Origin of the sequence: Bacteroides cellulosilyticus, assembly GCF_020091405.1 — a bacterium.
GTDB lineage: Bacteria > Bacteroidota > Bacteroidia > Bacteroidales > Bacteroidaceae > Bacteroides.
On sequence record NZ_CP081903.1, the window covers coordinates 5,918,588 to 5,939,564 of the forward strand.

General features: G+C 43.5%; 14 protein-coding genes. 9 read left to right on the top strand and 5 right to left on the bottom strand.

Features of this window, described 5'->3' with window-relative positions:
• Window position 1: 1 nt before the first annotated feature.
• On the bottom strand, window positions 2–3,145 hold the full coding sequence (locus K6V21_RS22890; RefSeq protein WP_224319995.1) for a SusC/RagA family TonB-linked outer membrane protein: 3,144 nt from the start codon (window positions 3,143–3,145) through the stop codon (window positions 2–4).
• Window positions 3,146–3,578: 433 nt separating this feature from the next.
• A complete protein-coding gene (locus K6V21_RS22895) occupies window positions 3,579–7,613 on the bottom strand; it encodes a hybrid sensor histidine kinase/response regulator transcription factor (protein ID WP_224319996.1) in 4,035 nt (1,344 codons plus the stop codon).
• 306 nt (window positions 7,614–7,919) lie between these two features.
• Here K6V21_RS22895 and K6V21_RS22900 point away from each other — a divergent pair, with 306 nt between their 5' ends.
• The 4 genes from K6V21_RS22900 to K6V21_RS22915 all read left to right on the top strand — a co-directional run bounded on the left by K6V21_RS22900 (window position 7,920) and on the right by K6V21_RS22915 (window position 14,758).
• Window positions 7,920–9,299, top strand: a complete 1,380-nt coding sequence (locus tag K6V21_RS22900; RefSeq protein ID WP_224322084.1) for an alpha-L-fucosidase — start codon at window positions 7,920–7,922, stop codon at window positions 9,297–9,299.
• An 11-nt stretch (window positions 9,300–9,310) separates the two neighbouring features.
• On the top strand, window positions 9,311–10,420 hold the full coding sequence (locus tag K6V21_RS22905) for a glycoside hydrolase family 105 protein (RefSeq protein WP_224319997.1): 1,110 nt from the start codon (window positions 9,311–9,313) through the stop codon (window positions 10,418–10,420).
• A 2-nt stretch (window positions 10,421–10,422) separates the two neighbouring features.
• Window positions 10,423–12,492 (top strand): glycoside hydrolase family 2 protein, encoded by a 2,070-nt coding sequence (locus K6V21_RS22910; protein WP_224319998.1) that lies wholly within the window; start codon window positions 10,423–10,425, stop codon window positions 12,490–12,492.
• Between the two features lie 115 nt (window positions 12,493–12,607).
• On the top strand, window positions 12,608–14,758 hold the full coding sequence (locus K6V21_RS22915) for a polysaccharide lyase 8 family protein (protein WP_224319999.1): 2,151 nt from the start codon (window positions 12,608–12,610) through the stop codon (window positions 14,756–14,758).
• A gap of 193 nt (window positions 14,759–14,951) precedes the next feature.
• Here the strand turns inward: K6V21_RS22915 and K6V21_RS22920 are convergent, their stop codons facing one another.
• The gene (locus K6V21_RS22920) at window positions 14,952–15,458 is read right to left on the bottom strand and encodes an SPOR domain-containing protein (RefSeq protein ID WP_224320000.1); all 507 of its coding nucleotides are present in this window, start codon (window positions 15,456–15,458) and stop codon (window positions 14,952–14,954) included.
• Between the two features lie 43 nt (window positions 15,459–15,501).
• The gene (locus K6V21_RS22925) at window positions 15,502–15,912 is read right to left on the bottom strand and encodes a lipocalin-like domain-containing protein (RefSeq protein WP_217716140.1); all 411 of its coding nucleotides are present in this window, start codon (window positions 15,910–15,912) and stop codon (window positions 15,502–15,504) included.
• A 409-nt stretch (window positions 15,913–16,321) separates the two neighbouring features.
• Here K6V21_RS22925 and K6V21_RS22930 point away from each other — a divergent pair, with 409 nt between their 5' ends.
• The 3 genes from K6V21_RS22930 to K6V21_RS22940 are packed head-to-tail and all read left to right on the top strand — an operon-like array spanning window position 16,322 to window position 17,197.
• Window positions 16,322–16,531, top strand: a complete 210-nt coding sequence (locus tag K6V21_RS22930) for a YtxH domain-containing protein (protein ID WP_007214520.1) — start codon at window positions 16,322–16,324, stop codon at window positions 16,529–16,531.
• A 32-nt stretch (window positions 16,532–16,563) separates the two neighbouring features.
• A complete protein-coding gene (locus K6V21_RS22935; RefSeq protein ID WP_149926246.1) occupies window positions 16,564–16,929 on the top strand; it encodes a phage holin family protein in 366 nt (121 codons plus the stop codon).
• Complete coding sequence (locus tag K6V21_RS22940; RefSeq protein WP_217716139.1) at window positions 16,913–17,197, top strand: hypothetical protein; 285 nt, start codon at window positions 16,913–16,915, stop codon at window positions 17,195–17,197. Before K6V21_RS22935 ends, K6V21_RS22940 begins: the two co-directional genes overlap by 17 nt.
• 77 nt (window positions 17,198–17,274) lie before the next feature.
• On the opposite strand, the gene K6V21_RS22945 is transcribed toward K6V21_RS22940, so the two are convergent.
• Entirely contained in the window at window positions 17,275–18,249 is a 975-nt protein-coding gene (locus tag K6V21_RS22945) for a type I phosphomannose isomerase catalytic subunit (protein WP_217716138.1), read from the bottom strand.
• A gap of 200 nt (window positions 18,250–18,449) precedes the next feature.
• On the opposite strand from K6V21_RS22945, the gene K6V21_RS22950 reads away from it, so the two are divergent.
• On the top strand, window positions 18,450–19,547 hold the full coding sequence (locus K6V21_RS22950) for an aldose epimerase family protein (RefSeq protein WP_224322085.1): 1,098 nt from the start codon (window positions 18,450–18,452) through the stop codon (window positions 19,545–19,547).
• Window positions 19,548–19,592: 45 nt separating this feature from the next.
• A complete protein-coding gene (locus tag K6V21_RS22955; RefSeq protein WP_217716137.1) occupies window positions 19,593–20,936 on the top strand; it encodes an MFS transporter in 1,344 nt (447 codons plus the stop codon).
• Window positions 20,937–20,977: the final 41 nt, after the last annotated feature.

Here is a 20,977-nt window from a genome sequence, read left to right on the forward strand (position 1 = left end):
GTTAAAATCCAATCTTTAATCCAAAGTTTATAACTTTCACCAACGGATAGGTATCCCCGCTAGGATTACTTTCGGGGTCACTGAAGCCCAATGAGTCAAATGTCAATAGGTTATAACCGGAAAGAGAGATGCGCAAAGAACTCAGATGAATCTTGCTCAACATACCTTGAGGAAAAGAATAACCGATTTCCAGATTCTTCAGACGAACATAAGAAGCGTCACGCAACCATAAATCAGAATCTTTATAATTGTTCGGCTTACTGTTTGTCAATGAAATGGCCGGTGCTTTTGCGGAATTTCCCTTCTCCGGTGTCCAGGCATCATCTATCATATACTTCAACAGAGAGCGGTTATTAGTACTTCCAAACGGATAACGGTAAAAGTCCGCAACCAAACGGGAAGTCTTAAATGCCCCTGCCCACGTCATACTGAAATCCAAGCCTTTCCAAGAAAAGCCCATTGACAGATTGCCCGTAAGCAATGGATAAATAGGATTGCCAATGGCCGAAACATCATTATTATCGATCTTATGGTCTCCGTTCAGATCCTTATATTTCACATCACCGGCCAAGGGGGTAAAGCCTTCACCATGATCGGGGATTCCCCCCTCTTTCCCTCTCAGCGAAGCATAATTGGCCGCATCCTCTTCCGTAAAGAAACCGTCATATATATATCCGAACTGTTGTCCGACAGGACGGCCTGTCCGGCGCATCCATTCGTAAGGCTGAGGAATCTCATCATTAAACACAATCTTGTTCTTGGCATATCCCCAATTGGTTCCGATATGATATCTGACATTCCGGATCTGATCTTCCCAACGAGCCGTCACCTCGAAACCTTTATTATCAACTTTACCCATATTTACGATAGGCAAACTTACGGCAAGATAACCGGGGTTGATGTTACGGGATATCAAAATGTCTTTGCGGTGTTCGATGAAGTAATCAAAAGACGTTTTCAGACGGCTGTCAAAAAAGTGTAAATCAACACCATAATTCTGTTTGGCGGCTGTTTCCCAAGTTACATTCGGATTACCGATCCTCGATTCTTTTGCACCGACCAATACATTATTAACTATTGAGCCAAAACCGTATTTTTCAGTGCTGATTGTATAGGCATCGGGAAGATACAGGAATCTGGAACCGTCAGAAACAATATCATTACCGACAATACCATACGAACCGCGTAGTTTCAGATAACTGATATATGGTTTTAAGGATTTCATGAACGGCTCTTCCGAAATGATCCATCCTACAGAGCCTGCGGGGAAGAAACCAAAACGGCTGCCTTCAGCAAAATTCTCGGAACCGTTATATCCAATACTGAAATCTGCTAAGTAGCGGGTTTTATAATCATAAGTAGCACGCCCTACAAGACCTACATAACTACGGGGAATACCGGGGAATGACTTATCAGAATAGTAATATTTCATGTTTTGGTTATACATAAACAGAGCAGACACGTTATGAGGACCGAATTTTCTCTGATAATTCACTGCTGCTTCCAAATACCAGTCACGGGACTGACCATATTTTTCATCGCTATACCCCAGGGTTTGCATCTCCTGGTTTTTCTTCAACAAGACTTCACCTCCTTCTCCCAGAAAGGCCTCATAACGGTCAGCACGCCCTTCACGACGCTTAGTTATACTCACACCACTATTATAGGCGCCTTTCACGTGAGCTTTCAAACCCTTTGTAAGGAAGTCAAGTTTCTGATCAAGCACAAAGTCAAAGTTCACCACATTATTATCATACGTATTGAAACCTTTTCCATAGTAAGAGTTCAAGGCATCATACACAGTGCCGAATTTTCCAAATGTCTGCGCATTAACGGTAACCCACTTTCCATCTACAATACCCGGTCCCGCAAAGGGAGCTGTCCAATATATATCCCTGAACAAACTTTTGACATTTGTAGCCGTACCGTTATTGTAATTAGGTTCACGCCTGTCAGTCAAGCGGCCTCCCAGATTGATTTTCATGGAAGTAGTTTTAGTTACATCCACATCCATGTTCACACGGTAGTTGTAACGGTTGTATTTAAAACCGGTCTTGTGCCCGTGTGTGTCAAACGTTTTAAAAAGTCCGTCCTGAGTAAACACACCCAGCGAGGCAAAATAGCGAACGCGCTTTGAACCACCTGAAATATTAAAGTTATGCTGAGTCTGTACTGCAGTCTTTCTTATCAGCATATCAGTCCAGTCTGTGTCCGAATAAATCAAAGGATTGCTGTGCGTGCGGAATGCTTCCACCATTTCGGGAGTAAACGCCAGATTTTCTTCTGCCACTCCATCACGCAACTGAGCATTATTGTAAGTCGTTGCATAATCATAACTATTAGCGAACTCCGGTATACGGGTAGGCAACTGAAGTGCCATACTGGTAGAGAAACTGATTTTAGCTTTGCCTTCCTGTCCGCGTTTTGTAGTGACCAGAACAACCCCATTGGCACCACGAACCCCAAATACGGCAGTTGCCGAAGCATCTTTCAATACCGTGATGTCTTCAATTTCATTTGGATCCAACTGATAGAATGAACGTTCCACCCCATCCACAAGCATCAAAGGAGCAGACAGACCTTCGGTTAATGATCCCACACCACGTACATAAATCGTAGCATCGTCGGCACCCGGCTGTCCACTGGACTGTACGCTGGACAATCCCGGAACCTTTCCACTCAATGCATTAGCAATACTGCCCACAGGCGATTTCATGATTTCATCTGACTTCACCGAAGCAATCGCTCCCGTGACTGTTACTTTCTTAGTAGTACCGTAAGCAATTACCTGCACTTCTTCCAGCGTGGTAACATTTTCAGTCAGCGTTATCTTCAGTTCCGACTCACCTTTATAGACAATCTCTTTATCCTCGTAGCCTATAAATGAAACTACAATAGTAGCCCCAACCGGAACTGTCAACGTAAATTCTCCATCCAGATTGGTTGCCATACCATTCTGGGTTCCTTTCACAAATACAGTAGCACCGATAACCGGACCCATATCGTCCAGTACAACACCTTTCACTACTTTTGTCTTAGCTTGCTGTGTAATAGCTGTTGACCGGGAATGACTTTCATCCCCCCAAGCCCTGCCTGAGTGCACGACCAATAAAGCCAACGCGAGTAACCATACTTTGTTTCTCATAAAATAGATTTTGATTAATATTTATTAACTTTGTGCTCACAGGGAGCAGCCTCGATAAGCACAATGCAAACTAAACCTAATTTCCTGACTTGCATTTTCCCTGTATATATGATACATGTGCACTAATTGTATATCGGACGATCTGTGCCACACTTCGGACTTTTTTAACCCTATACTCTGTGGAATAAGCGCGGTAACTCCTCCTCCCCAAGTAGTATTATCCGTCATCTTACGATATAACTTCCGTTACCCCACAGCGTAATTTCCGTCACTCCACAGGGGAACGCTCGTTACAATAAGGGGGAAAGGTCGTTACAATAAGGGGTAAAGACCGTTACAATAAGGGGTAAAAGTCGTTACACCCAGCGGTAAATGCTTTTACATCTCGAAGGAAAACAATGTAAATGCAAGATATTGATAGCCAGTGCATTTATCAATTCTGTTCCGAATCCGTTCCTTTCAAAGGTTCCTTCCGATATGCCAATGGAGACACACCGTAAAAGTCCTTGAAGCAACGACTAAAATATCGGGGAGAAGCAAAGCCCAGTTGATAAGAAATCTCCGATATATTATATTGAGGTGCTTCCTGTAACAACCGCAACGCCTCTTCCAGCTTCAGTTTTAAAGTAAACTCATTGGGAGTGAGCCCCACCACTTCTTTCAGGCGGGCAAACATTTTACTACGCCCCATATTCAGTTCGGAAGCCAGCATACTCATGTCAAAGTCCGGATTATCAAAGTTGCGTTTTATAATCCTTGTTGCTTTATCCAACAATTCCTGGTCAGCTACATTCAGAATACCAGTTTCCGGAATCGCCGTCACTTCAACCTGCGCCGCCTTATCGAGCAACTTCTTTCTGCTCTTCAACAGATTGCCACAACGAGTCAGAAGCAATTTCACGTTAAACGGTTTGGTGATATAATCATCCGCACCAAACATATATCCTTCTATCGTGCAGTCTTCCGAAGTCTGCGCCGTGAGCAATACCACCGGCATATACGCCAATTCCAGGCAGTTCTTTATCTTATAGCACATTTCTTTACCGGACATCACCGGCATCATCACATCACTGACTACAATATCCGGATGCCACTGTTGCGCCATTTCAAAACCCACCTGTCCGTTGGTAGCCTTATACACCGTGTATGTGGGTGAAAAGATGTTTGCCAACATTTCCAGCACCTCTTCATCATCTTCTACAAGCAGCACGCGGGGCATTCCTGTTTTATCCTCTGCAATTTCCGTCTCATCTTTCTCCATCGTATCATTCAGCAATGCTATTTCATCCATAAGCATATCCTTATGATCAGAGTAAGACTTCACTGCTTTTTCATATTCCAACTCCTCTTGCGTAAACTGTACGTTCCCAATGGGCAGGTATATCCTAAAAATACTGCCTTCTCCCAATGTACTGTCCACTTTAATCTCCCCTTTATGGGCATCTACTATCCCTTTAATTAATGCCAGTCCGATACCGCTCCCCAACAGTCCTTTCCTGGAGTATTCGTCTCCTACCTGATAAAAACGCTCAAATATCTTCTGCTGTACATCCCGGGGAATTCCACAACCACTGTCAGCCACCGCAATTTCAACCATCCGTTGCTGTCGCCTGATAGAAACCTTTATACCTTTTCCTTCCGGTGTATACTTAAACGCATTCGACAGCAAATTAAAGACTACCTTCTGCATCTGCACCGGATCAAACCACAAATCCACTTCCTCCTCCACATGTTCGAATGTATACTCCATATTCCTCTTATGGGCAAAGTCGGCAAACAGTTGATAAATGTCCCTCACGAAAGATATTACATCCACGCGCTCCACCTTCAATTTCATGAATCCCTGTTCCTGCTTCCTGAAATCCAACAACTCCGTTATCAGGAGACGCAGGTTGATCGCATTTTTATGTATTCCCCGCAAACGCTTGTTTACGATAGGAGCCAGCTTTTCCATTTGCAACAGCATCTCTACCTGCCCTATTATTAAAGTCAGCGGGGTACGGAACTCATGTGATATGTTCGTAAAGAAACGCAGTTTCATTTTGTTCACTTCTTCTATACGCTCTTTCTCATTCTTTTCTTCTGCCAAAGATAATGCCAGCAGTCTGCGAGCCATCTTTACCCTCCAGAAACTATAGACAATGCTCGCAATCACAAGGAAATATATAAGAAACGCCCAAACCGTGGCAAACCAAGGACTATGTATCGTAATGCCAAGCATTATTTCCTTAGGCTCCCCATTTTCCATTTTATTCCCGAAATCACGGACTTTCAATATATAATTGCCCGGAGCCAGGTTTGTGTAATTCACTCTTAACTGGTTCGTCAGCACCCAATCTTCATCAAAACCTTCCAGTTTATACTGGTATTCATCTTTTCCTTCCAACTCCACATAATTGGAATTGGAAAAATTAATCATTATATTGTTCTGTTCCGAAGATAAATCTAAGTGCCTTGTAAATGCCAGTGCCTGGGATAATACTCCCGACCCGTCATCGGGAGAAACCTTCATGTTATTGACATAAAGACCGGAAAAATAGAATTCAGACGACCTACTCTCACTCGCCTGATACAAGTCTTTCTCTCTGAATGCAATCAGCCCGTCTACCCCTCCTATATAAATCAGGTCATCATCAGCCATTAAAATGCCACCGCCTTCAGCTACTGCCGAAATGCCTCCTTTAAGTCCCAATTCTATAGAATGAATGGAGTCACTAAAAGGAGAATAAATAGAAAAGCCTTCGTCTCCGGTTATCAGTATATTGTTCATATGCGTTTCTGCCAGGTTATAGCAAAAATCACTCAGCAAATGGCTGCTTTCTTTTGTATAATGTTTCCAATTTTCCGTATCATGATTATAAGAATACACGCCGTCTCCCAAAGTGGCTATATAAACCGTTCCATCAGAAGCCTCCATGATGCGGGTGATCCGGGCATTCGTGACAACACTCCCTTTCAGTTCTACACATTCCAATTGTTTCCAGTCACCTATCTTTATCCTGTAAAGTTTAAAATCCGCTGCCAGCCAAACATATCCCCGCGAGTCAATCTCAAACGTCAGAAAAAGGCGCTCCTTACTGAGCAACTGAAACTCATTCCTTTCCGGATTAATTCTCCAAAAGCCATTACGAGCAGTTACATACAACCATCCATCTTTAAATATAGAGTGATAAATAATATGGTTTGGGCCCTCTCCCGTCCGCTTGTAATGGTCAAAATAATGATAAAAACGATCCTGTTTTCTGTCATACCGGCTTATTCCACCAGTATATGTACCTATATATACCTGATCGTTTTTTTTATCATAACTTATCGTTTTTATATTATTATGGTAAATAGAGTTCTTTCCGGAAGACGTGTAATAAGTAAAGATTCCACTTGTCCTGATCAACCTGTTCACACCTCCCCCATCAGTGCCAATCCACAAATTATGGTCTTTATCTTCGACCATCTGCCCCACAATAGGAAAGTTTAAGCAATGATTGTTAGTGTTGTCATAAGGATAATACAGAAATACATCCTTCGACTGATTGAAATAATTAACGCCACCGTAATAAGTGCCTACCCATATAGTGCCTTGCCTGTCTTTATAAAGAGAAAAAACAGATTGATGTTCCAAAGATCCCGGATGATAATCAGGACGGTAGACACGATATGTATCCGCATAAGGATTATAAACCTGCAAACCCTCAAAGGTTCCAAACCAGACATTCTGCCATTCATCTTCTACAAATCCTCTTATTTGCTGACTTACAACACGCTCTGAAGAGTATTCTTCCTTTGTAATCTTCCCATCTCTGCCTACTCTATACAACCCTTGCATGCGCGAAGCAATCCACAACTCTTTACGGCTACTTACAAATAACTTGAATATCTCAATATCGGGAAGCACACATTTTACTTCTTCTCCCTCCACTACATACAGCCCGCTTGCCGCCCCTATCCAGATCTTTCCGCCTGACATTTCCATACACATGACAGAAGCCACATTCAACTTACGGTAAAAACATAATGAGTCCGCATCGGTATCATATTTGAATAAAGTGTCGCGAACAGTACACCAGACCTCCCCATCTAAAGTTGCCAGAGCCCCGACACCAGCCGGAAGCAGCTCTTTAAACCTTTCCTTGTGGATGTCATACTTAATGAGAGCTCCGCTATTCAACATCAGAATATCACCATTTGAATCGCCTATAATCTGGTTAACCACTCCGTTGATGAGGTTCTTTCTTCGATGTTGACAATCTGTGATATCATAAGACTTATACTTGGAAATCTCTTTGCTATCGTAAACGTTCACTCCCTCATTCGTGCCAAACCACATACGTCCCAAAGTATCTTGATAGATAGCCAGTACCGAAGGGCTGGAAAGTCCGTCCTTCATTGTCAGTTTTTTAAAGTATTGCCCATAAAATTCGGCGGGTAACAACATCAGAAAAAGCAGTAGTATGTATTTAAGTCGGTTCATAGTAATATAATTCTCAAGGTTATATAATACAAATACGAGTTGTGTTTGCAAAAATATCTAAAAGAGTTCAAATATCAATAGGTTATCCTACTCTATTTTATGCTACAGTATGCCAAATCTGTCCGTTTTTGCGGCACATTTTGTCCATCCGCCTCTATCTGGAAAATATTGCCAGGAAGTAGTTCAAAAAACATATACCTTTGTTCCTGTCTCAAAACACATTAAATTAATAATTTTACTAACATTATGAAGAAACATTATCCGGCAATCGCCGCACTCCTGATCCTGTTCTTATTCCCTTCCTCCATGCAGGCGCAAAAGGCGCTACCTGCCGATATGGAAATAGAACTGCACTATGGTGCCGACCGCTTAGGTAAACGTCCCGATCAGGCTATGCAGAAATTCAGAGAAAACCGTCTGGGAGCATTCATACACTGGGGGCTATACGCCATACCAGGAGGCGAATGGGAAGGCAAAGTATATAACGGAGCCGCCGAATGGCTTAAGTCGTGGGCCAAAGTTCCCGCTGACGAATGGCTGCAACTGATGCAGCAATGGAATCCTGAGAAATTCAATGCAAAAAGATGGGCACAAATGGCAAAAGAAATGGGAGTGAAATATGTAAAAATTACTACCAAACATCATGAGGGCTTCTGTCTGTGGCCAAGTCAGTTCACCAAGTACACGGTAGCCAATACCCCCTATAAGAAAGATATCCTGGGAGAACTGGTAAAAGCCTATAACGATGCAGGCATTGATGTCCATTTCTACTTCTCCGTAATGGACTGGAGCCATCCGGACTGGCGATACGACCTTAAAAACGAGGAAGATGAAAAAGCTTTCCAACGTTTTCTTACGTTCACGGACAATCAACTGAAAGAACTCGCCACCCGCTACCCCACCGTCAAAGATTTCTGGTTCGATGGAACCTGGGATGCAAGTATCAAGAAAAACGGCTGGTGGACTGCGCATGCCGAACGTATGCTGAAAGATCTCATCCCCGGTGTAACCGTCAACAGCCGCTTGCGTGCCGATGATTATGGCAAAAGACACTTCGACAGCAACGGGCACCTGATGGGAGACTATGAATCAGCCTACGAACGCCGGTTACCCGATCCCGTAAAGGACCTGCAAGTAACGAAATGGGATTGGGAAGCCTGCATGACCATCCCCGAAAACCAATGGGGCTACCACAAGGACTGGTCATTGAGCTACATCAAGAATCCGGTTGAGGTGCTGGAACGCATCGTTCACGCCGTATCCATGGGAGGTAACATGGTAGTCAACTTCGGCCCCCAGCCGGATGGGGACTTCCGTGCAGAAGAAAAAGAACTTGCCAAAGTTATCGGTAAATGGACAGCCCGGAACGGTGAATGCATCTATGCCTGTGGCTACGCCGGCTGGGAGAAACAGGACTGGGGTTACTACACCGCCAAGGGCCACCATGTCTACATGGTGGTATTCAATCGTCCCTACTCCGGACAGCTGACCGCCAAAACTCCAAAGGGAACCCAAATTATCAAGGCTTCCCTACTGAACGGAGAGAACATAAAAGTCACCGAAACAGCCCGCAATGAATATAATGTAAGTATGCCCAAACATGAATTCAACGAGCCTTTTGTCATCAAACTCGAAATAAAATCATCCGAAAGTATAACCAATAAATATCGTGAAGCACTCACCTAAAAAAAGTAAAAATGAAACGTTTAATTATCTATTCCATCCTGTCCGTTACAGCCTTGTGTTCCTATGGACAAAGCAATTTTAATAAAACGGAAATAAAATCTATCATGAAACGTGTGGCTGACTGGCAAATAGCCAATCCGGCAACAGGTGCGGAACATGACGACCTGAACTGGACCTATGCCGCACTGTACATGGGAATGATAGACTGGGCCGAATTGACCGAAAAAGAAGACGGTGACAGCCAATATTACAATTGGCTCCTGAAAATAGGCCGGAGAAATGCCTGGCAAATGGGAAAGTACATGTATCATGCAGACTTCATCGCTGTAGGACAAGTCTTCTTGGAAATGTATCAGAAATATAACGATCGCAATATGATGCTTCCTACCCTGGCACGCACGGAATTCGTCATCAACCATCCTTCGGCCAGCACGCTGGAACTGGATTACAGGAATATGGCAAGCCTGGAACGCTGGTCATGGTGTGACGCACTATTCATGGCTCCTCCCGTATATGCCAAAATGTATATGCTGACGAATGATTGGAAATATATCGAATTCATGAATCGGGAATACAAAGCAACTTACGATTACCTTTTTGACAAAGAAGAAGAGCTTTTCTACAGAGATCACCGCTACTTCAAACAGAAAGAGGCCAATGGTAAGAAAGTTTTCTGGGGACGCGGTAATGGCTGGGTGTTAGGCGGACTTTGTGAAATTCTCCAGACACTACCCCGAAATAACATGCACCGCCAATTCTATCAGGATCTCTTCATCACTCTGTCCAACCGCATCGTCCGGTTGCAGGGCAAGGACGGATATTGGCATGCAAGTCTGCTGGACCCCGACTCTTATCCTTCACCCGAAACAAGTGCCACCGGCTTCATTGTCTATGCACTGGCCTATGGTGTCAATGAAGGGCTGCTGGACAAAACTGTCATGATGCCCGCCATCGAGAAAGGTTGGCAAGCCCTCGTCAAGGCAGTGGAGAAAGACGGCAAGCTGGGTTATGTACAACCCATTGGTGCAGATCCCAAGAAAGTGACTCGTGAAATGACGGAGGTCTATGGCGCAGGAGCGTTCCTGCTAGCCGGCAACCAGATTTATAAAATGGTTCCATAACTATGAGAAGACCGGTATTCATATTTCTATTATTTTGCCTTTGTGGCATCACCTCACTGAAGGCACGCGACATCGTGCCCTTCAACGACAAGTGGTTTTTCAAGAAAGACTCACTCTCTACCGAAGTTACCATTCCACACACCTGGAATGCTACGGATATGCAAATAAAGGCAAAAGCCTTTTATGAAGGAAGCGCCAGTTACCGGAAAAGCTGTCTGTTTCCCGAATCCTGGAAAGGAAAACGCCTTTTCCTGCGCTTCGAAGGTGTGGGGAGTTGTGCGGAAGTATACGTCAACGGTAAACTCACCGGAAGCCATAAGGGAGGATACTCCGCTTTTACATGCGAAATCCAAAACGAAATCAAATTCGGTGAGGAAAACGAAATCAAAGTGCTGGTGGACAACACGGCACGCCCTGATGTTATCCCTGTCAATCACAATCTGTTCGGCATATACGGCGGTATCTATCGCCCGGTATGGCTCATCATCACTGATAGCTGTAACATTGCAGTGACCGATCATGCTTCATCGGGCGTATACATCTCACAAAAGAACGTATCGCGGCAATCAGCAGAAATCTCGGTAAAGGTAAAACTGGATAATAACGGGCTACATCCCGTTCCCGTAATTTTGGAGAATGTAATCTATGACGTCACAGGCAAACAGATTGCTGCTGAACGCCAATCATTCGACCTGCAATTCCAAGGGATGCAGACACGTACCAGTCATTTCAAACTAAAACGACCGCACCTATGGCAAGGACGGGAAGATCCTTATCTGTACAAGGTCACCTCACGCCTGTATCAGAATGGAAAAGTGATTGATGAAATATCGCAACCGCTGGGAGTGCGCAACTATGAAATAATTGCCGGAAAAGGTTTCTTCCTTAACGGGAAAAAGTATCCCATGTACGGCGTCGCCCGCCATCAGGACTGGTGGGAAACCGGTGCTGCTCTCAGCAACGAGCAACACGATACAGATCTGGCTTTCATCATGGATATTGGAGCCACCACCGTTCGCTTCGCCCATTACCAGCAGTCAGAGTACCTCTATTCGCGCTGCGACAGCTTGGGACTGATCATTTGGGCCGAAATACCATTCGTAAACCGCGTTACCAGCAAAGAGTGGGAAAATGCGCACAACCAACTGCGCGAATTGATCCGCCAGAGTTTCAACCATCCTTCCATCTACGTCTGGGGATTGCACAACGAAGTTTATCAACCCCATGCCTATACGGCACAACTTACCCGCTCTCTGCACGACCTGGCTAAGACGGAAGATCCCGGACGATACACTGTAGCCGTGAACGGCTATGGCCATGCCGAACATCCGGTGAACATGCAAGCTGACATCCAGGGCATGAACCGCTATTTCGGCTGGTACGAAAAGAAAATCCGGGATATTGATGCCTGGGTAGAACATTTGGAAACGGAATACCCCGAAATGAAACTGATGCTGACGGAGTACGGAGCCGATGCAAACCTCCAACATCAGACTGAGTTTCTGGGAGAATCGCTGAACTGGACTAAAGAGTTTTATCCCGAAACATTCCAGACCAAAACCCATGAATATCAGTGGGCAGTAATAACAAAACACCCGTACATCATTGCTTCATACGTATGGAATATGTTCGACTTTGCCTGTCCGATGTGGGAACGCGGAGGAGTACCGGCACGCAACATGAAAGGGCTGGTTACTTTTGACCGTAAAACCCTCAAGGATTCTTATTTCTGGTACAAAGCCAACTGGAGTAAAAATCCCGTCCTCTATCTGACGCAAAGAAGAAACAATCAGCGGGAAACCCGAACCACCAGTGTCACAGTATATTCCAATCTCGGCACCCCGAAAGTTTTCCTGAACGGGAAAGCATTGGACAACATCCGGAAAGGATATACGGAAGTGCATTATATCATTGACAACGTGACACTGGCAAATGGGGAAAACAAGCTGCAAGCCGTCATTACAGACCGGGACGGAAAGGAATATGCCGACGAAATAATATGGCATTATCAAGGTGAACAACGCCGGAGCACCGATAACCGTGAAAACCGGAACGAACACTCCGGCTTTTGAATGGAGCTGCAAATGGACAATTATAGCATATAAAACAGATAAAAAAATAAGGTCGGTATCAATTTACCGACCTATATTTGCCCCAACTTAAATAATACATTAAACCGAAAATAATATGAAGACCACAATCCGGCTTATAACATTAATTGTCATAGGGAGTCTGATGTCAGCAAAAGCCTATCCGGCCAGTTTTGCTCTAAACACTCCGGGTCCCGATAACGAGTATGAAGCGTTAATGCAGAAAATCAGGCTTGACTTTGCCAAAAACCCTTCCATTGATAAAGATTTAAAGACCTACAACGAAGCGGACGGCTCATTCACAGATGTGGATTACTCCAGTATCGAACGAACCAACTGGCCGCCAATGAAACACATTGACCGTCTCTCCGACTTTGCTTTCGCCTATACCAATCCCCAAAACAAGTATTATAAAGACGAAAACCTGTTTGCCAAAATACAAAAAGGACTGGAATACTGGCATGAACGCAACCCGTGGTGCCACAATTGGTGGTACAATCAAATAGCGGAACCTCAACGTCTGGGCATATTACTGATACAAATGCGTACAGGCGAGAAACAGCTTCCGGTCGAACTTGAAAAGAAGATTTTGGAACGAATAGAGAAGGATGGCGGACATCCTGCCAAATGGACAGGCGCCAATCGTACCGACATTGCACTGCACTGGATCTACCGAGCATGTCTTTCTGAAAATGAAACCGACCTGAAAATTGCACTCGAAAACGCATACAGTCCCGTAGTATATACCACCAAAGAAGGTTTTCAGCACGACAACAGCTATTTTCAGCATGGTGCACAACTCTATATCGGTGGCTATGGAGACGAAATTCTGAAAGGTGTCACCCAAATAGCCATGTATACCAAAGGAACCCAATATGCAATTCCTCAGGATAAACTGGCATTACTGAGCAGGTTCATGCGTGAAACTTATTACGCCACCATACGCGGACAATATATGCTGTTCGATGTATTAGGAAGAGGTGTAAGTCGTCCTGGAGTCACTAAGAAGTCCCATACAGCCTTGTTCGCCAAACGCATGATTGAACTTGATCCGGCTCACACCAATGAATACCAAGAAATCATCTCGCGCCTGAGTGGAAAACAGCCTGCTGACTATGCTTTGTCACCCAGGCATACCCACTATTTCCGTGGAGATTATACCTTACATATACGTCCTGCCTACACTTTTGATGTCCGGATGGTATCTACACGAACAGCCCGTTGCGAATATGGGAATGGAGAGAATCTGAAAACCTACTTCATGTCCGACGGATGCACCAACATAGTTACCGAAGGAAATGAATATGCCAATATCTTCCCGGTCTGGAACTGGACTCGCATCCCAGGAGTAACAGCCCCGCAAGTTCCCCAAATACCTTTAGCAGCCAGTGACTGGCAAACACCCGGCACCTCTACTTTTGCCGGAGGAGTGTCCGACAGCCTTTATGGAGCATCTGTCTATTCATACACTGATTCATACGCCGACATCAATACCAGTGCACGGAAAGCATGGTTTTTCTTCGATGAGGAAGTGGTATGTCTGGGAGCAGGTATCCACTCTACGTCTCAATATCCTGTGTATACAACCGTAAACCAGTGCCTGTCCACTTCCGGAAAAGCTATATTACGCCACAAAAATAAACAGACTGAAATAGCACAGGGCAATTTCAACTACACTTCTCCTGAGTGGATCCTTCACAATAAAATAGGGTACTTATTCCCAAATGGTGGAGATTTATTCGTATCCAACCAGCCGCAAACAGGAAGCTGGTATGATATCAATCACACTGCTCCCAAAGATAGTGTGCAAAAAGATGTCTTCACTATATGCCTTGACCATGGCGAACAACCATCAGATGAAACTTATGCTTACATTATCGTACCTGGCATGCAAACAGCCGATGAGGTAAAAAAGTATCAGAAGAAAAAAAACATTGAAATTCTATCCAACACAGAAAATCTGCAAGCAGTCAGAAGCAATAAATCAGATCTATTGCAAATGATATTTTACTGCGCAGGAGAGTTCACATACAAAGATCTCACAGTAAAGGTAGATAAAGCCTGTGCATTAATGGTAAAAATAAAGGATCAAAATGAAATGAAACTTCATATAGCAGACCCGGGACAGACGCAATCCAATATAACCATAGACATCCGGATGCGAAAACAATCAAAAACAATCAATTGTGATTACCGGAACAGTGGCATTTATGCCGGATCTACCAAGGCCTTTGATATCGTCCTTTAATCATATCACAATCAATTGACCTAACACAATATCAACTTTCCCCTAAAGTCTCAATCAGTTGAATAATCAATCTTGATTGAGACTTTGTTCATCTCACAAAAAAGAAGAGCGTATCAAAATTTCTTTTAATACACTCTCATCTTGAAAGGGAAGTTTTCCTTTCTATCAATCAAATATCAAATAAAATCTAATATTATTTGAGACGATACAGCAACCAGGCACTCTGGAAATCCTTACGGTTGGAGTATTTAGACTTGAAAGCATCGCGCGCATCAGCTGCAGAAGCTCTGTCGGTAAAAGTGCTCACAATTACACGATACATTGCTGCATCCGGATTAAAGGCAATCACAGCGCTATAACCTTCCTTATCCAGAAAATCTTTCAGGCTTTCGGCATTAGCCTTCACACTAAAGCTACCACAAACCACACTGTAATCTTTCAAACCGCCCACGCCAGAAATTACTTCCACTTTTTCCTGACGTACACCGGCAGTTGCAACAGGCACACTTTCCACAACCTTTGCTTCAACCGGAGCACTCACTACCGGAGAAACTTCTACCGGTTCAGTAACCTGAGGTTCTGCCAGTTCTTGCTGTTTTGCTTTTTCATATGCTTTTTTGTAAGCGCTTTCACTCGATTTACAAGAAGAGAATGCAAATGCAATGCACAATCCCATTCCTAAAAATGCTAATTTTTTCATAATCATATTGTTTTTGTTAGTAATTTCTACAATCTATCTACACTTAATATCTGCGGAATATATAACGAACTCCCTCATATTCCAGATGAAGGGATGAAGAAGTCAAATCTTCCATTGTAAATGTCCGTTCTCCATTTTCCCACCCCATATAGAATGAATAGTTTTCGTCTTCCATACTTTGAGGCAGCAAAATAATAGAAATTTTATCTCCTTTCAAAGAATAATTTCCAAAAAACGTTTGATAGCTACCATTTTTCAGCAAACAAATGGCAGAAAAGCTACCTTTCTGGAAATTATAAAAGATGCTATCTTGCCGTTCAATAGAACCGTCAGCATATTGATATTGCCTCAACTGCCACTTATCATCCAAATCACCGTCAACATTACTACAAGCTGCCAGCACAAGCACTATCAACCCAATAATCAGAAATATCTTTCTCTTTCCTATCTCCATGTAGCTAATATTCCGAATAATAAGACAAATGTACGTGGAACAATCAATCTAAAGGGCAGCATTATAGTTAAATTAAATTAATCACGTTTCTTTTCCTAACAGACAAAACCAGGTTCGAACCATACCCGGGCATTACCTGAGCCGTACCTGCTCCGTGCTGGCTCCGTATCTATACGCTTAGAGTAGCTACGGAGCTAGTACGGAGCAGGTACGGAGTTAGTACGGACCTGATACGGAGCCAGTACGGAACAGATACGGAGCCAGTACATTCCGGACAGTTCTCGGATTAGTACCGAGTCCGGAACAGAAAAATAAATATTTCGAAAAAAAAGAAGTTAAGCGAACAACTTTATAAAGAAAAATGTTAGCTTTGTAGTATAAACCTCTATAAATAGAAAGGAGAACAATTATGAAAGGATTAAATGTACTTGTAGCTTTTCTGGGCGGTGCAGCAGTAGGCGCAGCCGTTGGTATTTTATTTGCTCCCGAAAAAGGAGAAGACACCCGCCATAAGATTGCGGAAATTCTCCGCAAAAAGGGAATTCGTCTGAACCGTAGCGAGATGGAAAATCTGGTAGACGAAATTGCGGCAGAAATTAAAGGCGAAGGAGCCGAATAAAACAAAACCTACAAAAAAACAGAGCCACTATGATGTTCGCAGACGACAGAAGTATTGAAAATCTCCAGCAATTATTCGTTGAGTTTAAGAAATATCTGAAACTTCAAAAAGAATATACCAAACTGGAAATAACCGAAAAACTCTCAATCCTGCTTTCCGCCTTGGTACTACTATCGGTGGTTATCATTCTTGGCATGGTGGCACTGTTTTATTTGTCATTTGCATTAGCTTATATATTAGACCCGCTTGTAGGCGGACTTATGGTAAGCTTCAGCATCATCGCCGGCTTCCACCTTCTACTCGTTTTATTAGTAATCACTTTCCGCAAGAAACTCATCATCAATCCAATGGTGAACTTCATTGCCGGACTGTTCTTTGAGAATGATAATGAAAAATGATACCATCATGAACAATATGCCTGACTCCTCTTCCATGACTCTGGAAAGTATCGCGCTACGAAAAAAAGAATTACGGAAGAAATTGCATGTACAGAAAGAAATCATGAAGGATACGGCAAGAGAACTGTTTGCACCCCTTGCACCCGCTGCCGACAAGGGCAACGCCATTATGCGCGCTTTCAACACGGGCATGGCTGTCTTCGACGGATTGATGCTAGGAGTAAAGATGATGAGAAAGGTCAGAAGCATGTTTGCCACCAGAAGATAAACAGGCGCCATAAAGCAAAAAAAGCCGCGTTCTTCCATTGAGGGACGCGGCTCTTTTTATTGATTCAATTCCAATGATTACAGATATGTTTCGAGCAACTTCACGCCGCCGTCTTCCGGAACAATCGTAACTTCTTGCGTAATCGCAGGCAGCAATATCGTTTCACCTGCACGCACAGCAATCTCATTCTGGCTGTCGTCCGTGATACGGCATGCGCCTTCCACACAAATGAAAATCACAAATGAATCCAATTCAGAATAGTCACATGTAATTTCTTCTGTCATGTCATAGAGAGAAGTAGTGAAGTAAGGACTGGCAACCAATTCCACCGGTTCATTCTTCAAATGATCATATTCTGTACGGAAGTCATCCTGCACATCAGCAAAATTAATTGCTTCAGTAGCCTGAGTAGTGTGCAACTCGCGAGATTTGCCTTCTTTGTCTTTCCGGTTGTAATCGAAAATACGATAAGTGATATCCGAAGTCTGCTGAATTTCAGCAACAAAAGCACCGGCACCAATACCATGCACACGACCGGCAGGCACATAGAACACATCCCCCGGTTTTACATCGCACGTTTGCAGCACTTCAGCAAAGGTTCCATTATAAACTCTTTCCTTGTATTCTTTCGGAGTTATCTGCTCAGAAAAGCCGGAAATCAGTTTTGCCCCCTTATCTGCCGATACCACATACCACATTTCATTCTTGCCGAAAGAATTGTGGCGTTTTCTCGCCAACTCATCTCCCGGATGTACCTGGATGGATAAATCCAACCTGGCATCAATGAATTTTATCAACAAGGGAAACTTTGTGCCAAAACGAGAGTAATTCACTTCACCGACAAGTTCATGACGGTATTTTCCCACCATCTCAGGGAGCGTAAGGCCTTTGTCAGGCCCATTAGCGACGACAGACTCGTTGTCTTCTACAGCCGAGATTTCCCAGCTTTCGCCTACTCCGGATAGCGTTTCATTCAATTGCTTAAAAGCAATAATCTTGTCGCCTCCCCAAAGCGTCTGCTTCAGAATAGGCTCAAATTTCAAAGGATACATTCGTAGTTTTTGTTAGAGCTTTAAATAAAAATGTTACATTTTTTTAGATTAACGCGACAAACTTACAAAAAATATCAATTCGCCTCGTAAATGTTAAACGCTAAACTTTCCTAAAATGTTCTTCACATTTCAAGATAAACCCTTGGGAGTACGGAAGAATTTCTTTTTATTTGCAAGAAATTTAATTTTATACCATGGATATGATAAACACCGTGTCAACGGAAAGTAACTTGTCGGGTTTGAACAAGGAAGACTTTCAAAAAGATATAAATAACAAGAAGACTGATTTATTTATTCTTAAAAATGCTCAGGGAATGGAAGTTGCAGTAACTAACTATGGATGCGCTATCCTTTCCATTATGGTCCCCGACAAAAACGGGAAGTATGCTAACGTAATTCTGGGACATGACAGTATAGACCATGTAGCCAACAGCCCCGAACCTTTCCTCAACACTACTATCGGACGCTACGGAAACCGTATAGCCAAAGGAAAATTCACTCTTTATGGCGAAGAGCACAATCTGACAATCAACAACGGACCAAATTCTTTGCACGGTGGACCCACAGGTTTCCACGCCAGAGTGTGGGATGCAGTCCAACCGGATCCGACGACTGTTGTATTCAACTATACATCCGCAGATGGCGAAGAGGGCTTTCCTGGTAATCTGGAAGTAGAAATGACCTATCGTCTGGAAGATGAAACCAATGCACTGGTTATTGAATACCGGGCTACCACAGACAAGGCAACTGTTGTCAACCTCACCAACCACGGCTTCTTCAATCTGGCAGGTATTGCCAATCCCACCCCTACGGTTCTGAACCATACCATTACTATCAACGCTGATCATTATACTCCCATTGACGAAGTGTCCATTCCGACAGGAGAAATCCTGAAGGTAGAAGGTACTCCTATGGATTTCCGTACACCGCATACCATCGGTGAACGTATTGATGATAAGTTCCAACAATTGGTGAATGGTGCAGGTTACGATCACTGCTACGTACTGAATAAGACAGAGAGTGGTGAATTAAGCCTTGCCGCTACTTATACGGAACCCGAAAGCGGACGTACAATGGAAGTGTATACCACAGAGAACGGTGTACAACTCTATACAGGGAACTGGCTAGGCGGCTTTGCAGGTGCTCACGGAGCTACTTTCCCGGCACGCAGTGCTGTTTGCTTTGAAGCACAATGTTTCCCCGACACACCTAACAAACCACATTTCCCATCGGCCGTATTGCTCCCGGGCGATGAATACCAACAAGTAACCATTTACAAGTTCGGTGTACAAGAATGAATATAACTAACCTAATTTTATAACTAATTTAATTAATTAAAAACCATGACACAACAAAAACAGAACGGTAATCTTGTCGCTATTATTACCATGTTCTTCATTTTTGCGATGATTTCCTTCGTTACCAATCTTGCTGCACCATTCGGTACGATTTGGAGAAACGAATATGCGGGTTCGAACACTTTAGGTATGATGGGGAATATGATGAACTTCCTGGCATATCTGTTTATGGGAATTCCTGCCGGTAACATGCTCGTTAAGATCGGTTACAAGAAAACTGCATTGATTGCAATGGCAGTAGGTTTCCTCGGCTTGTTCACACAATACCTTTCCAGTTTATTCGGAGCAAATGCCGAAGTTTTCGCATTCGGCGAATATGTTATCAAATTAAATTTCGTTATCTATCTGCTTGGTGCATTCATCTGCGGTTTCTGTGTTTGTATGCTTAACACAGTGGTGAACCCGATGCTGAACCTCCTTGGTGGTGGTGGTAACAAAGGTAACCAGTTGATTCAAACAGGTGGAGCCCTTAATTCTTTGTCCGGTACATTGACTCCGCTTTTCGTAGGTGCTTTGATTGGTACAGTAACTTCCAAGACAGCTATGTCAGATGTTGCTCCTCTCCTCTTTGTCGCTATGGGTGTATTCGTAGCTGCATTTATTATCATTTCTTTTGTTGCTATTCCTGAACCACACCTTCAGAAAGGTGGAGTGAAGAAAGAAAAATTCTCTCACAGCCCATGGAGCTTTCGTCACACTGTATTAGGTGTAGTTGGTATCTTCATCTATGTAGGTATCGAAATCGGTATCCCGGGTACACTGAACTTCTATCTTGCCGACGCAAGCGATAAGGGTGCCGGAATTATGATGAACGGTGCTGCTATCGGTGGTGCTATTGCTGCTATCTACTGGTTACTGATGCTTGTAGGACGTACTGCAAGTAGCGCTATCAGCGGTAAGGTTTCCAGCCGTACACAGTTAATCGTTGTATCTGCCACTGCTATTGTTTTTGTATTGATTGCTATCTTCACTCCGAAAGATGTAACAGTTTCAATGCCCGGTTACACTGTAGGTGAAGGCTTTATGATGGCACAAGTACCCGTCAGCGCATTGTTCCTCGTACTTTGCGGTCTTTGTACTTCTGTAATGTGGGGTGGTATCTTCAACCTTGCAGTAGAAGGATTAGGAAAATATACAGCACAAGCATCCGGTATCTTCATGATGATGGTTGTTGGTGGTGGTGTATTGCCGTTGATCCAACAAAGCATCTCTGACTCTGTAGGTTATATGGCCAGCTACTGGCTGATTATCGCAGCTCTTGCTTATCTGCTGTTCTACGGCTTGGTAGGTTGCAAAAATGTAAATAAAGATATCCCAGTAGAGGATTAACGCAATTAAAAGGTATAGGTAATTAATTTATTCACTTATAA

Bases quoted from the DNA above. Each gene is read 5' to 3' on its own strand.
- K6V21_RS22890 (WP_224319995.1), bottom strand. From the start codon at position 3,145: ATGAGAAACAAAGTATGGTTACTCGCGTTGGCTTTATTGGTCGTGCAC.
- K6V21_RS22895 (WP_224319996.1), bottom strand. From the start codon at position 7,613: ATGAACCGACTTAAATACATACTACTGCTTTTTCTGATGTTGTTACCC.
- K6V21_RS22900 (WP_224322084.1), top strand. From the start codon at position 7,920: ATGCAGGCGCAAAAGGCGCTACCTGCCGATATGGAAATAGAACTGCAC.
- K6V21_RS22905 (WP_224319997.1), top strand. From the start codon at position 9,311: ATGAAACGTTTAATTATCTATTCCATCCTGTCCGTTACAGCCTTGTGT.
- K6V21_RS22910 (WP_224319998.1), top strand. From the start codon at position 10,423: ATGAGAAGACCGGTATTCATATTTCTATTATTTTGCCTTTGTGGCATC.
- K6V21_RS22915 (WP_224319999.1), top strand. From the start codon at position 12,608: ATGAAGACCACAATCCGGCTTATAACATTAATTGTCATAGGGAGTCTG.
- K6V21_RS22920 (WP_224320000.1), bottom strand. From the start codon at position 15,458: ATGAAAAAATTAGCATTTTTAGGAATGGGATTGTGCATTGCATTTGCA.
- K6V21_RS22925 (WP_217716140.1), bottom strand. From the start codon at position 15,912: ATGGAGATAGGAAAGAGAAAGATATTTCTGATTATTGGGTTGATAGTG.
- K6V21_RS22930 (WP_007214520.1), top strand. From the start codon at position 16,322: ATGAAAGGATTAAATGTACTTGTAGCTTTTCTGGGCGGTGCAGCAGTA.
- K6V21_RS22935 (WP_149926246.1), top strand. From the start codon at position 16,564: ATGTTCGCAGACGACAGAAGTATTGAAAATCTCCAGCAATTATTCGTT.
- K6V21_RS22940 (WP_217716139.1), top strand. From the start codon at position 16,913: ATGATAATGAAAAATGATACCATCATGAACAATATGCCTGACTCCTCT.
- K6V21_RS22945 (WP_217716138.1), bottom strand. From the start codon at position 18,249: ATGTATCCTTTGAAATTTGAGCCTATTCTGAAGCAGACGCTTTGGGGA.
- K6V21_RS22950 (WP_224322085.1), top strand. From the start codon at position 18,450: ATGATAAACACCGTGTCAACGGAAAGTAACTTGTCGGGTTTGAACAAG.
- K6V21_RS22955 (WP_217716137.1), top strand. From the start codon at position 19,593: ATGACACAACAAAAACAGAACGGTAATCTTGTCGCTATTATTACCATG.